The sequence below is a fragment of the Psychrobacillus sp. Z16_25 genome, assembly GCF_056856695.1.
Window position 1 is genome coordinate 47,734 of the sequence record NZ_JBXEOV010000011.1, and the last position, 12,285, is coordinate 60,018.

General features: G+C 38.9%; 15 protein-coding genes. 1 reads left to right on the forward strand and 14 read right to left on the reverse strand.

Annotation, left to right across the window (positions count from 1 at the left end; genetic code table 11):
• The first annotated feature begins 122 nt into the window (after positions 1-122).
• Positions 123-2,192, forward strand: coding sequence for a S9 family peptidase (locus AC1VU3_RS12295; RefSeq protein ID WP_480388948.1), 2,070 nt, complete (start codon positions 123-125; stop codon positions 2,190-2,192).
• Positions 2,193-2,241: 49 nt separating this feature from the next.
• On the opposite strand, the gene AC1VU3_RS12300 is transcribed toward AC1VU3_RS12295, so the two are convergent.
• The 14 genes from AC1VU3_RS12300 to AC1VU3_RS12365 form a co-directional block, all read right to left on the reverse strand.
• On the reverse strand, positions 2,242-2,928 hold the full coding sequence (locus AC1VU3_RS12300; RefSeq protein WP_480388947.1) for an ABC transporter ATP-binding protein: 687 nt from the start codon (positions 2,926-2,928) through the stop codon (positions 2,242-2,244).
• Positions 2,925-3,737, reverse strand: a complete 813-nt coding sequence (locus tag AC1VU3_RS12305; RefSeq protein WP_482983640.1) for an ABC transporter permease — start codon at positions 3,735-3,737, stop codon at positions 2,925-2,927. The genes AC1VU3_RS12300 and AC1VU3_RS12305 overlap by 4 nt, the downstream gene beginning before the upstream one ends.
• Positions 3,737-4,192: a nitrous oxide reductase accessory protein NosL gene (locus AC1VU3_RS12310; RefSeq protein ID WP_480388945.1), complete on the reverse strand. Its 456-nt coding sequence runs from the start codon at positions 4,190-4,192 to the stop codon at positions 3,737-3,739. Before AC1VU3_RS12310 ends, AC1VU3_RS12305 begins: the two co-directional genes overlap by 1 nt.
• On the reverse strand, positions 4,189-5,526 hold the full coding sequence (locus AC1VU3_RS12315) for a right-handed parallel beta-helix repeat-containing protein (RefSeq protein WP_482983641.1): 1,338 nt from the start codon (positions 5,524-5,526) through the stop codon (positions 4,189-4,191). The genes AC1VU3_RS12310 and AC1VU3_RS12315 overlap by 4 nt, the downstream gene beginning before the upstream one ends.
• A gap of 8 nt (positions 5,527-5,534) precedes the next feature.
• On the reverse strand, positions 5,535-6,164 hold the full coding sequence (locus tag AC1VU3_RS12320) for a nitrous oxide reductase accessory protein NosL (protein WP_480388943.1): 630 nt from the start codon (positions 6,162-6,164) through the stop codon (positions 5,535-5,537).
• A gap of 118 nt (positions 6,165-6,282) precedes the next feature.
• Positions 6,283-7,062, reverse strand: coding sequence for a sulfite exporter TauE/SafE family protein (locus AC1VU3_RS12325; protein ID WP_480388942.1), 780 nt, complete (start codon positions 7,060-7,062; stop codon positions 6,283-6,285).
• 63 nt (positions 7,063-7,125) lie between these two features.
• Positions 7,126-7,353, reverse strand: a complete 228-nt coding sequence (locus tag AC1VU3_RS12330) for a sulfurtransferase TusA family protein (RefSeq protein WP_480388941.1) — start codon at positions 7,351-7,353, stop codon at positions 7,126-7,128.
• 68 nt (positions 7,354-7,421) lie between these two features.
• The gene (locus AC1VU3_RS12335) at positions 7,422-8,549 is read right to left on the reverse strand and encodes an MBL fold metallo-hydrolase (RefSeq protein WP_482983642.1); all 1,128 of its coding nucleotides are present in this window, start codon (positions 8,547-8,549) and stop codon (positions 7,422-7,424) included.
• An 89-nt stretch (positions 8,550-8,638) separates the two neighbouring features.
• The gene (locus AC1VU3_RS12340) at positions 8,639-9,196 is read right to left on the reverse strand and encodes a sulfurtransferase TusA family protein (protein ID WP_482983643.1); all 558 of its coding nucleotides are present in this window, start codon (positions 9,194-9,196) and stop codon (positions 8,639-8,641) included.
• A 48-nt stretch (positions 9,197-9,244) separates the two neighbouring features.
• Complete coding sequence (locus AC1VU3_RS12345) at positions 9,245-9,541, reverse strand: rhodanese-like domain-containing protein (RefSeq protein WP_480388938.1); 297 nt, start codon at positions 9,539-9,541, stop codon at positions 9,245-9,247.
• Positions 9,542-9,553: 12 nt separating this feature from the next.
• A complete protein-coding gene (locus AC1VU3_RS12350; protein WP_480388937.1) occupies positions 9,554-9,895 on the reverse strand; it encodes a rhodanese-like domain-containing protein in 342 nt (113 codons plus the stop codon).
• A gap of 10 nt (positions 9,896-9,905) precedes the next feature.
• Positions 9,906-10,382: a DsrE/DsrF/DrsH-like family protein gene (locus tag AC1VU3_RS12355; protein ID WP_480388936.1), complete on the reverse strand. Its 477-nt coding sequence runs from the start codon at positions 10,380-10,382 to the stop codon at positions 9,906-9,908.
• A gap of 50 nt (positions 10,383-10,432) precedes the next feature.
• Positions 10,433-10,693: a metal-sensitive transcriptional regulator gene (locus tag AC1VU3_RS12360; RefSeq protein WP_480388935.1), complete on the reverse strand. Its 261-nt coding sequence runs from the start codon at positions 10,691-10,693 to the stop codon at positions 10,433-10,435.
• 510 nt (positions 10,694-11,203) lie between these two features.
• Positions 11,204-12,247: a TlpA family protein disulfide reductase gene (locus tag AC1VU3_RS12365; protein ID WP_480388934.1), complete on the reverse strand. Its 1,044-nt coding sequence runs from the start codon at positions 12,245-12,247 to the stop codon at positions 11,204-11,206.
• Positions 12,248-12,285 lie beyond the last annotated feature (38 nt).

The following is a 12,285-nucleotide window of genomic DNA, read 5'->3' on the forward strand; positions in this document are numbered from 1 at the left end:
CAATGACAAGGGATGCTGTAAGTCTAATTCCATAATTTTATTTATGAACCAATAAATGTAGATATAAAAGAGGGTTTCTACTTCATTATCACGAAAGTATCCCTAGAGAAAGGAGAATGTTCATGAAAATACCTGTAGCAAAGCGTATTCCCTATTCCCATATGATACACGGAGATATTCGGGAGGATGATTATTACTGGCTTAGGGATCGCACAAATCAAGAGGTTATCCAGTATTTAGAGGAAGAGAATCAGTATTATGACGAAGTGATGAAGCCACTTGCAAAACATACGGAAGAAATTTTTGAGAGCATGAAAGCTCGAGTACCTGAAACAGAAACCAAAATTCCGGTGCAGCATGGACCATATTTCTACTATTCTCGTTTGGACAAAGATAAGCAATATCCCATTTATGCTCGAAAAAAAGCCAGCAGTCGAGCACTTTTACCAGAAGTAGAAGAGGAAATAATTCTTGATGTAAACGATTTGGCTAGTGGTAATGATTACCTCAACGTAACCGAACGGCGGTTACATACAAGCCATACTAAACTAACTTATTTAGAGAATCGTGATGGCTCTGATCGCTATATGTTATACATAAAAGACTTAGAGTCTGGTGAGCTTTTGCCAGACACCATTTCAAATGTCTATTTGTATAGCAGTGTAGAGTGGAGTTCCTGTGGAGACTATATTTTTTATGTTACCGTGGACGAGCTTCAACGACCATATAGACTTTGGCGTCATCGGATAGGAAGTGATGCGGCTAGTGATGAGTTGCTGTATGAGGAAACAGATGTGATGTTTTCCTTGATTATCTTTAAATCACTGAGCGAGAAGTTTATATTTGTCTATTCTAATTCAAGCACAACAACAGAGGTACGCTTGATACATGCCGATGCCCCGTTATCACCAATACAGCTTTTTGACGAGCGACGTCATGGCATTATTTACGACCTCGAGCATTGGGGAGATGATCTCCTTATCCTTACAAATGAAGATGCTGTGAATTTCCAGCTCCAGCGCTGTCCAATCAATAATTTTTCTATGCGGGAAAATGTGGTGGAGTATAATGAAAACCATTTTCTTCAATCCATGTATCCATTTAAAAATGCTCTTCTTATCGAGGGAAGAGAGAACGGCTTAACACAGGCTTGGGTGTTACGAAACGGTCAACTGGAGCAATTAGAATGGGAGGAGCCCCTCTACACACTGTCTCTTTTAAATGGACAGAGCTATGATGCAGAAGAGATATTAATCCAGTACGAATCGTTACTTACTCCCAAAACTATTTTTGGGCTAAATTTGTTCACTGGCGAGAAAAATCGTCTACAGGTTGCTCCAGTCAGTGGCGATTATGATGCTTCCCAATACAAGCAGGAACAGATATGGGCAGAGGCTGAGGATGGGACAAGCATTCCTTTAATGGTTGTGTATAAAGAAGGTGCACTTGATTCTGGTCCAGCACCGCTCATTTTATCAGCATACGGCTCTTACGGTTACAGTAGTAACCCATATTTTAGCCCGTATCGCCTCCCTTTATTAGAAAAAGGAATTATCTTTGTTACCGCTCAGGTGCGCGGTGGCTCTGAAATGGGACGTACCTGGTATGAAGACGGAAAAATGCTACAAAAACGCAATACATTTACTGACTTTATTGCAGCAGCAAAGCACTTGATTGCACAGGGGTATACCTCTTCTAGCAAAATGGCTGCTCGTGGGGGCAGTGCGGGAGGCTTGCTTGTGGGTGCGGTAGCAAATATGGCGGGAGAGCTATTTCAAGTCATCGTTCCTGAAGTGCCTTTCGTAGATGTCGTGACCACTATGCTGGATGAATCTATTCCTCTTACTACATTGGAATGGGAAGAATGGGGAAATCCAAAGGAGAAAGATTACTATTATTATATGAAGTCCTATAGCCCTTACGATAATGTAGAAGCAAAAAACTACCCAAATTTGTACATTACCACTGGCTTAAATGATCCACGTGTTGCTTATTGGGAACCGGCAAAATGGGTGGCTCGATTACGCTCCATGAAAACGGATGACAACACCATTGTACTGAAGACCAATATGGGAGCTGGACACTTCGGTTCATCAGGACGCTTTAATCAACTCCGTGAAGAAGCAGAATGTTATGCGTTTATTTTAGATAAGCTTGGCGTCCACATGGATAAAGGCACTGTAAAAATGTAAAAACTACTCTCTCTATATAAAAACAGCAGGTTAGCGATATGCTCACCTGCTATTTTTTCGTTTCTTGTTCAGTCTTTTGTAGCCATAGCTCCTCGAGGGTCTCACAATTCCCCTCTTTCAATAAGTGTTTTATTTCCCCAGCCGTTATTATACGGCCTTGATGGATGAGAATCACCTGATCGGCAATTTCTTCTGCGAAGCTTAGTAAGTGTGTGGAAAAAAGAACAATCTGCTGGTTGTTACGTTCTTCCTTTAGCATCGCCTTTAGCCGGGCAATCCAATAAGGATCTAACCCATTAGTAGGTTCATCTAAAATATAAAGTTGACTGTCCCCCATTAAGCTTTGTGCTAGATTTAATCGTTGTCGCATTCCTTTTGAAAACTGGCCAACTTTTAATTTTTTTGCCTCTATTAATCCTACTTTTTCTAATAATGCAATCTGCTGCTCCCTTGAGACATTTTTTAAATCTCCTAGAAATTGAATAATCTCCTCTGCTGTTAACGTACTAGGAAATTCAATATCATCTGGCATAAATCGCACTTCGTGTGAGTCTCGCAGAATCTCCCCATGATCTGGTTTTAATGAATTGGTTAGAATATTGATAATTGTACTTTTCCCTGCACCATTGGACCCTACAAGCGCCGTAATATGACCTGGCTTTAGGGTTATATTTACATCAAATACGCCTCTGTCTCCTTTAAACGCCTTTGTCACATGCTTTAATTGTACTGTCATGCTTTTTTCCCTCTTATCTTTAACATAATTGTTGCCGCAAGTAACGTACCTACAACCCAGAGGATGGAGATAAGAACAAAAAAGATTACCCCAGGTGCAGAGGAGTAAAACTTCGATATATCATAAAAAGCTGGTCCTAAAACCGCTGTTTGCTTGGAGAACACAAAATATCCAAAACGTACCCATTCAAGTGGATTAAGATGAATAGTGGCAACAACAAGCTTTTGTAAAAAGTTTTCTGACGTAACTGTCCCAATAGCCATCACAATATAGGAAAATAACAGCGTAACAACTGACCAAACGCCAAGTCCCATTGCTAATGCATGCAATCGACTTTTCGCCATGCTTCCTACAAGGATACTTACTCCATTAAAAAGGATCAGCATAAGTGCCGTAATGCCAATTGCAAATAAAGGAAGCTTAACTCCTCCAAAAAAACTACCTACAAAGAGTGCGACCGCAAATACAAACAAAATAATACCTGCGAAAACGAAACAAAGAGAGATATACTTTGTTATCACATATTGACCCATTGTAAGTGGATAGGTTCTCAGCAATCCTAACCAGCCTGTTTCTTTGTCACTTGCTATATTCATACTTCCAATTGTCAGCATAAATAAAGGTAGTAAAAACAGTAAAATATTGATCAAGGATGCAGTTTGCCACGTAAAGCCACTCGTTTCTGGTAGAGCCATATGCTGAATCATTAAGATCGCTGTAAATACTACCGAAAATAAAACCGTTACAATCTGTATCCACCTGCTGCGTAAAAGCTGCTTACATTCTAATAAAATCATTTGACTGTTCATTAGTGCTCATGTACTCCCCAATTAAAAGTAAGTAGCTCTTCATAAGGTACAAGCTCTCCAGGCTGCTCTTCCATATATTCATTTGCTTCCTCTAAAGAGCTAAATGCCACAACCCCATAGTTCATCGGTGTCCAATAATCTTTGGAGTATACATAGACTGCATCTTCAATATTTAACCACTGGGAAGAATTCATGTCTCGTATATAACCAGCGCCGACTTTCTCTTCCCCATTCTCTAACACATACTCCATTAAACAGCCTATATCATCAAAAACTACGTAATCCCCATTTTTCAACACAATTTGCGCGGCATAGTCAACATGCGTGATGCTCATATTGCATATATGACAAACATCGACCTCTGGGTTAATATCTCTTGGTTCAAAAGTTTCCTCACTACATGCTGATAAAATGAAAACTGATACAACTAAAACAATCCACTTATATAATCTCATGTCAATCTTCTCCTTACGGTCAACATACCTGTTAATACGGCGCTGCTGATTAGTAACTGCCAAATATGAATATCTATATCCATTTCGAACGGCTTTTTTAGAATGAGAGGTTGATCGTCTACAATAACGTTTGTTTGGTTATCCGTTACTTCTGTGTCCAACATGTTTAAAGTAACGACACTAGGAGACTCTATAAAATATTGGTAGACAGGCTTTCGCACCATCCATTGTCCAAATGAGTTTGTCGCTAAATAATTGGTATCTCCAATTAAATCCCCATCGTAGTCCTTTCCATCATAGTCATCATAATAATTCCTTTGCAGCTTGACCCCATGATGGTCTGTACGGGCGGTTAAAATATTCCCGTGAAATTCATTGTTCTGGATGAGTAATTCTCCTGAGCGCTTTACTTGCAAGACGGTGCCATTCGTTGAAAACAAGTTCTGTTCTACCACCATTTCACGCGCATTTTGTATATCCATTGCAATCGTGTTTTCACGTAACTCATTGTTTATAAATTTCAGGCTTTCCACATCATAGACATAGACACCTAAACTATTGAGTGTATTATTCTTAGCTACTACATTGCTTTCTATTTGCACGTTATTCGCTATCATAATCATAAAGCCTGTCATATTGTTCGTTAATTCATTATTTAGTAGCTCTATATTATTGCTATACATCATATGCATAGCATAACGGCTATTTTTAACGTGATTATTCTCCAAGCGAATGTCGTTTACACTCTCTAAATAAATACCGTCCATTGTGTTATCAATATTGCTGTCAGTAACAGTAACTTTTTCTGAGTTATAGACAGCAACAGCATGATCCTTCGTAGAAAAATGACCCTCTTTGCCCATCACCTGTACATTTAGTAGATGAATGTTTTCACTATTGTTTATTTTCATACCGGACATTGCATCATCTATTTGCACATTGTTAAAAGTTATATCTTTCACATCGTTGACTACAATTGCACTTTCCTCAGCTTGAAACTTGATATTCTCGAGAACTACATCCTTCGTATCTGAAACTGTTAAAGCAGTAGCTAGGGAATGAATTTCAGTCCCATCAACGCCTTTAATTGTAATAGGCTTTGTAATAGATATAGAACCACGATACACACGCTCTTCTAAGAGAAGCGTGCCTCCTGGTTCAGTCTGGTCTATTAATTTTTGCAGCCGACTTTTGCCGTTATTCTTCTTTATTTCTGGACGTACAAAAGTTGGTGTTTCGTGATGATGATGATCCGTACTTGCCTCAAAGATTATTGGAGCGGAAATTCCTCCTAATAGAAAGCCAAATAAAATTGCAATACTCCACTTTTTCATTTGTTTCCCTACTCAGGTGAACCATCGGAAGACATCGTATCTTTGTCTGAATGATGATTATGACCTTCACTATTCATCTGTTTTTTCTTATGACGCTCGATTGCTTGTGTACGGATTTCATCTATCGCCACAATCTCAACGTTTTCGTTTTGAGCTATATATGTATTTGCATCTTCTTCAAATTTAAAGAATATATATCCCCAGTTCATTGGAGATTTCAAATCTGTTTTTACTGCATACGCTTCCTCTACGTTAAACCAATTTAATGTATGATAGTCACGTACAAACTTTTCATTTTCTACTCCATTCACATACTCATCATTTAACAAACAACCTATGTCATCATAGAACACAATCTCTCCATTTTCACGAATTGCTTGGGCAGAAAAAATTCCTTGTTCATGATTCTTCGTATACACTTTCATGTTACACATGAAACAAGTTACTTCTTCTGTCGGTTCTTGTAAGCGCTCATCAGCTGTCCACTCTGTTTGTTCAGCTTTTGATAACTTGTTATCTTTGTTTTCTACTGTTACTTCCTTAGACGTATCTTCCTCTTTAGACTCTTCTTGCACAGCATTATCTCCACATGCAAATAACATAAGCGACAATGGTACTGCAAACAATAACTTTTTCATTGAATTTCCTCCAAAATGATAGTATCTGCAGTTTTCATTATAAACGCTAAATGCTTGCTCAAAATGATAAATATTTGACGATTATTCACCTATATTGTGAAAATGACTTCACATTTAGTTAGTATAATATATCTATCCATATTTTTACTGCTGTTGCTGCTATCATAATGGCAAGTAGCCATTGCAATATTTTCACATTCATTTTTTGTCCAGCTTTAGCTCCAAGAGGCGCTGCAATGATGCTAGCAATGATCATGATAAATGCTGGCCAATAGTCAATTTGACCTGTAATAATTTTCCCTATACTTCCCCCAATGGAGGAAATAAACGTAATGGCTAAACTTGTAGCAATTGTCACCCTTGTAGGAACTTTTAATACGGTTAGCATAATCGGAACCAATAAGAAGCCACCTGCTGCTCCTACAATACCTGAACCAATTCCCACAATAAAAGCTAATATGCTTGCTAGTAATTTATTAAAAGTAACGACAGTTGTATCTTCTACCGTTTTACGCGGGATGAACATCATCACCGCGGCAATTACGGCAAGGAGACCGTATACGATATTAACGGCTTCTTCTGATAAAAATCCTGAACCATAGCTACCAATAAAACTCCCTATTAAAATTGAAACACCCATATAAAGGATGAGTTCTTTATGGAGGAGACCACTTTTTCGGTATGCCCACACCCCTGCAATCGATGCGAAAAATACTTGAATAGCACTAATCCCAGAAACCTCGTGGGCAGTGAATGCCACCAAACCAAACATTGGTGGGATGTATAATAACATTGGGTATTTAATGATAGACCCTCCAACACCTAGCATTCCGGAGATAAAGGATCCTATAAACCCAAGAGCAAAAATAACAGTTATAAATGTAATAGAAATATCCATATTGTGTCCCTTCTTTCTTATAAAAAAGCGAGTAGGACTCTACTCCACTCGCTATTTACGCTATTATGCTTTTTGAATATAGAAGGTAAGCACTCCGTCTTCCTCTTTTTGTTCGAGGATGGTATGACCGCCAGATTTTGCCCAAGCTGCAAAGTCATTTAAAGCTCCTTTGTCCGTTGCTAATACTTCAAGCACTTCCCCAGAATTCATGGAATCGATTGTTTTTTTCGTGCGTACGATTGGCATTGGACAAGCTAAGCCCTTTGCATCTAAAGTTTTTGTGATATTCATATTTGTTTCCTCTTTTCCGTTTTAGGTTCATTTAATGAGTGATAAGCTTCAGCAAACTGATAGATTAATTACCTTACCGCACAGCGATTTGGACCAATCTCCATTTCTACTTGTTCCTCATCACTTGGTGTATCTTTTCCCATGTTTACGAGTCGAATTTCTTGATATGCGTTTGGTTGCGGTGGTAAGTTGTCCGTTACCATCGAACGGAAGACTTCCTCGTCCTCTACATTCAATCCATGATTTTCAGCAAATAAATCTCCTAATCGTTTTGCAACAGTTCCATCTTCATTTAGCTCTTCTATAATCATGAAGTGGGCCGGCAGCACGATTAAATCATCTGCCAATGTGCGATAACGGCTATATAATGTCTCTCGCAAGTCTCCCACCCAATCTTCTGCCAGACCCGCTAAATCAGGACGGCCGATGGAATCAACGAACAAAATATCACCAGTCAGCAAGTACTTTTCATCGATAACAAATGAGGTAGAACCTATCGTATGACCTGGTGAATATAGCGCTCCTACTTCAATCTGCGAAGCACCTAGTTTTACGATTAAACCATCCGTTAGAGGTGTGTATTCAAAAACAACTTCCTCTGCATCCTTCGGTGGTAAGTAGTACGTTGCACCTGTTTGGCTAGCAATATGACGACCACCTGAAATATGATCTGCGTGTAAGTGTGTATCAAAAACATGCTTAATCTTTACGCCTTTATCTTCTGTAAATTGGATAAATATACCTGAAAGCCTTCCAGCATCGATGATTGCTGCTTCATCACCGTTAATAGCCATATAAGACAGACAACCTTTTCCCAAGCGGACAAATTGATACAATTCACCGCCTCCAGTAAGATCTCCTACTTTAATAGGCTCAAGATACATGGACCAAGACTTCATCCCACCCTCTAGGTAACCTACTTTGTACCCTGCCTCTGACAGCATTTCTGCCACCATAATGGATGAGCCTTCTTTTGCACAAACGACCAGCACATCTTTATCAGGCGGAATCTTTGGTAGAATCTCTTCTACACCATCTAATAAATCAAAGTAAGGAATATTTAAATAGTCAAATCTATGTCCTTCAATCTTCCAATCTTCAAATGCATCTGTATTACGTACATCTAAGATAAATAATTCTTTGTCATCTATTACTTTGCGTGCAACCTGAGCTGCAGTCCAAGCTGTAACCGTCATTTGTTGTACCCCCATAGGTATAATTTCGTTCATTTTTTTGGTTCGAATAGTGTAACTACCCGAACCAATAAATACAATTCTTTCGTATATCAATCCATGTCTTTTTCTAGCTCGCCTTTATACTCACTCATACCCGGTAAAACGTTTTTAACATTCTTGAAACCTGCTTCTACTAATTGGCTCGCAGCTAGGTCTGATCTTGTACCTGTACGGCAGATGACATAAATAGGCTTTTCTTGATCAAGCTCGTTTAGCCGCTCCGTTAGTTCGCCTAATGGAATCGATTTTGCTCCAGGAATACGACCAAACGCATATTCTGCTACTTCTCTTACGTCTAAAATCAAGCCTTCCCCTTTTACGGCATCCTCATTGGAAACGGTATGCTCAAATGTTTTTTCTGCTTCCTTTGTTTCTTGGTTACTTTTTCGAATATAGTGGAACAGTACCCCACCTTCTTCTCTTGTGCCTATATATTGGTGACCAACAACTTTGGACCAAGCAGCTAAATCTGCTATGGAACCTTTATCTGTTGCTTGAACCTCTAAAACTTGTCCTTCAGTAAGATTGTTCATTGCTTTTTTAGTTTTTACTATTGGCATTGGACAAGCCAGCCCTTTTGCGTCTAATTGTACATCTGATTTAATCATCTGTTTCCTCCTCCAATACCACCAGGGGTATAAATGTTTGTAAAAAAATTATTCTACTTCCCCAGTCCACTCTAGCATTCCGCCAGTCATGTTCGTTACATCAAATCCTTGTGCTTCTAAAAAAGCTGTTGCTTGACCACTTCGTCCACCTGAACGACATACCATTATATACGGAGTATTCTTATCCAACTCTTGCATTCGATATTCAAGTAAACCAAGCGGGATGTTTGTAACGCCTGGGATATGCCCCGCTTCCACTTCTGTCACTTCACGAACATCGATTAAATTTAGATCAGCTCCAGCTTCTAATTTTTGCTTTACTTCTGTTGGTGAGATTGTTTTCATCATTTATTCCTCCTAATAAGCACTCATACCGCCACGGACATTTGTGACTTTTTCATAGCCTAATTTTTTCAGTTGCTTGCAAGCTTGTTTGGAACGCATTCCACTTTGACAGATAACGACAATTTCTTTATCCCTCGGTAGCTTTGAAAAATTAGAACCGAGTGGTATATTTTTAAATTGCTTTACGTTACGCGATTTATATTCCCCAGGTGTACGCACATCAATAAACACCTTTTCTTTGTCATTTATTATTGTTTTTAACTGTGTCGTTGATATTTGTTTCACACCTTTTGCCGGAATCATCCGCCAAGCAATAAATGCAAGTAGGACACCTATTAAAATTGCTGTTTCCATATGTCACCTCTTATATGAATAAATTGACGTTGCCGTCTTCTGCATCCGCTAAATAAGCAGCTACGCCAGCATATTCTACACCGTCTAAAAGCTCTTCATTTTGTATTCCAAGCAAATCCATCGTCATTGTGCAAGTTACTAGTTTAATGTCTTGTTCTTGAGCCATTTCAATTAACTGTGTAAGAGTTAAAGCATTATGCTTTTTCATCACATGCTTAATCATCTTTGGTCCCATCCCTAACATTTGCATTTTGGATAAGCCAAGCTTTTCAGCTCCACGTGGCATCATTTTACCAAACATCTTTTCTAAAAATCCTTTATTCACTTCAATTGGCTCTTGTTTGCGTAACGCATTGATTCCCCAGAATGTGTGAAAGATTGTTACCTCATGGTCGTAAGCTGCTGCACCATTTGCAATAATGTAAGCTGCCATCGCCTTATCATAATCTCCACTAAATAAAACGATTGTTGTTCTTTTCTTCTCCATAAACTTCTCCTTACCCCCATGGGTATTATTTTGTTTAAAAATAAAAAGTCTTATCGACTCTTTACTAATAGATCTACTGCTTGCTTTACCATCGCATTCTTATCCAGTGATTTAGCATCTTCTTTTGATAAGCATTCGACTAAGTTATCTGTGACAATAACACCGATTGTGCGATCAACAGCAGAGCGAACAGCACTTAGTTGCGTAATGACTTCTTTACAATCCTTCTCTTCTTCCATCATACGCAAGATGCCTCTAAGTTGGCCTTCTATCTTTTTTACCCTTGTTGTGATTTTTGTATCGTATTGCATTATCTCACCTCTTTTCTACCTATTCATTTCTTAATGGTGAATTAGTAGTTATTTATTTGATTATAATACTACTACCCCCATTGGTATGTGTCAAATGAAAGATTTGTTGAAGATAAGAGGAGGGGGGAGCAATTAGGGAAAAAACACTTAAGATTCTTAGATTTAATGGAACCTTAGGTTCTCCGCTGCGTCGGACGCTTGGAGTGGAGGCCAATAGGAAGTTGGTCAGGAAAACGTTGTCACACGATGTGACGTTCTTAGTTTTCCCTCCGCTAGGTAAGCCAGCTCCCTGCTCTCGCTGGAGTCGCCGACGCTGCTACGAACCAATAGTATTTCCTACTAACCTGAAATTTTAATAAGTAAATCGAAAAAGGATATATACCCATTCAAAAAAGGAATGTTTTTGGCCGAGCTTCAGCTTTTTCTTTGAAAGATATCATGTAGCATTAATCCTGGCATGGTCACAGAGACGCCTGTTTAAAATAACAGCAACTTTGCTTATGATCCTAATCATTTTAACAAGGATTGATACTGCTCAACTAAGTCACGTAAAGCATGTTCACTTATAGGACCAACAATCCTGTCTAGCTCCTGTCCGTCCTCGTTTAAGAGCACAGTTGTTGGAATAGACATCACTTGAAATGCGGTGCCTACCTCATCCTTTTCGTCTAATAAAATTGGATAAGTGACTTCATATGTTTCCATAAACTGAGTTAATGCCTCCGCTCCATTGTCGCGGGCAGCTAAGTTAATTCCAATCAATTCAACATTGCCCGGCAAATCTTCAGCAAAGCTTTGTAAATGTGGCATTTCTGCCTTACAAGGAGGACACCAAGTTGCAAAGAAGTTAACGACCGTTATTGTTTGCTCTTGCTCTGCCAGACGGTACTCATCCCCAGTAGCCGTAAGTAACTCTAATGCTACTCTTTCCTTTAAGTCCGATTTCTTTGGGATATCAGTCAACATGACGGCAACTAAACTTAACACTCCAATAATCGCGAGGTGCTGTGCCTGTTTTATTTTCAATATGATCGTCAATAAAACGCCTGCGTGAATTTGTGTTGAGCCAGATTCGAAGCCACCTAACCAAAGTAACGGAAGCCACTGTGCTAATAATAGCCAGCCATTATATCTACATTCGACCATTAGGAATAGGAGTGCCCATATGACTGCAACAATCCACTGTTCTTGAAAGCTATAATTGATTACTTGGTAAACTGCTATAAAGCGAGCCCAATATTCCCAAAGCATTTGCCAATCAAGTGTGTCCCATTTTTTATACAAAGTGACCGCAACCAATGCAAGTGCTAATAGATGTCCTTTATCACCACCATCAAAATAAAGGAGTGATAAAGGAGCTTTGACAAAATCGAACCAGGAAAAGAGGAGATAACTAACCTTCCAGACAATTACATAAAGGAGAATCAGCTGTTCGATTGTTTTATTTGTATAAGGATCTGCTTTCCTGCTCCGAAAATCGCTATAAAGTACAGCAATAAAAAATGCCAGCCAAGCTACTGGAATGTTTAGTTGTCCGATTGTTAAATAATTCATCTTAAACTCCTTTTCCCTGAGCATTTGCCAGCATCAAG

What these genes read in the sequence shown, in the direction of transcription:
- AC1VU3_RS12295 (WP_480388948.1), top strand. Translation starts at nt 123, where the DNA reads ATGAAAATACCTGTAGCAAAGCGTATTCCCTATTCCCATATGATACAC.
- AC1VU3_RS12300 (WP_480388947.1), bottom strand. Translation starts at nt 2,928, where the DNA reads ATGACAGTACAATTAAAGCATGTGACAAAGGCGTTTAAAGGAGACAGA.
- AC1VU3_RS12305 (WP_482983640.1), bottom strand. Translation starts at nt 3,737, where the DNA reads ATGAACAGTCAAATGATTTTATTAGAATGTAAGCAGCTTTTACGCAGC.
- AC1VU3_RS12310 (WP_480388945.1), bottom strand. Translation starts at nt 4,192, where the DNA reads ATGAGATTATATAAGTGGATTGTTTTAGTTGTATCAGTTTTCATTTTA.
- AC1VU3_RS12315 (WP_482983641.1), bottom strand. Translation starts at nt 5,526, where the DNA reads ATGAAAAAGTGGAGTATTGCAATTTTATTTGGCTTTCTATTAGGAGGA.
- AC1VU3_RS12320 (WP_480388943.1), bottom strand. Translation starts at nt 6,164, where the DNA reads ATGAAAAAGTTATTGTTTGCAGTACCATTGTCGCTTATGTTATTTGCA.
- AC1VU3_RS12325 (WP_480388942.1), bottom strand. Translation starts at nt 7,062, where the DNA reads ATGGATATTTCTATTACATTTATAACTGTTATTTTTGCTCTTGGGTTT.
- AC1VU3_RS12330 (WP_480388941.1), bottom strand. Translation starts at nt 7,353, where the DNA reads ATGAATATCACAAAAACTTTAGATGCAAAGGGCTTAGCTTGTCCAATG.
- AC1VU3_RS12335 (WP_482983642.1), bottom strand. Translation starts at nt 8,549, where the DNA reads ATGACGGTTACAGCTTGGACTGCAGCTCAGGTTGCACGCAAAGTAATA.
- AC1VU3_RS12340 (WP_482983643.1), bottom strand. Translation starts at nt 9,196, where the DNA reads ATGATTAAATCAGATGTACAATTAGACGCAAAAGGGCTGGCTTGTCCA.
- AC1VU3_RS12345 (WP_480388938.1), bottom strand. Translation starts at nt 9,541, where the DNA reads ATGAAAACAATCTCACCAACAGAAGTAAAGCAAAAATTAGAAGCTGGA.
- AC1VU3_RS12350 (WP_480388937.1), bottom strand. Translation starts at nt 9,895, where the DNA reads ATGGAAACAGCAATTTTAATAGGTGTCCTACTTGCATTTATTGCTTGG.
- AC1VU3_RS12355 (WP_480388936.1), bottom strand. Translation starts at nt 10,382, where the DNA reads ATGGAGAAGAAAAGAACAACAATCGTTTTATTTAGTGGAGATTATGAT.
- AC1VU3_RS12360 (WP_480388935.1), bottom strand. Translation starts at nt 10,693, where the DNA reads ATGCAATACGATACAAAAATCACAACAAGGGTAAAAAAGATAGAAGGC.
- AC1VU3_RS12365 (WP_480388934.1), bottom strand. Translation starts at nt 12,247, where the DNA reads ATGAATTATTTAACAATCGGACAACTAAACATTCCAGTAGCTTGGCTG.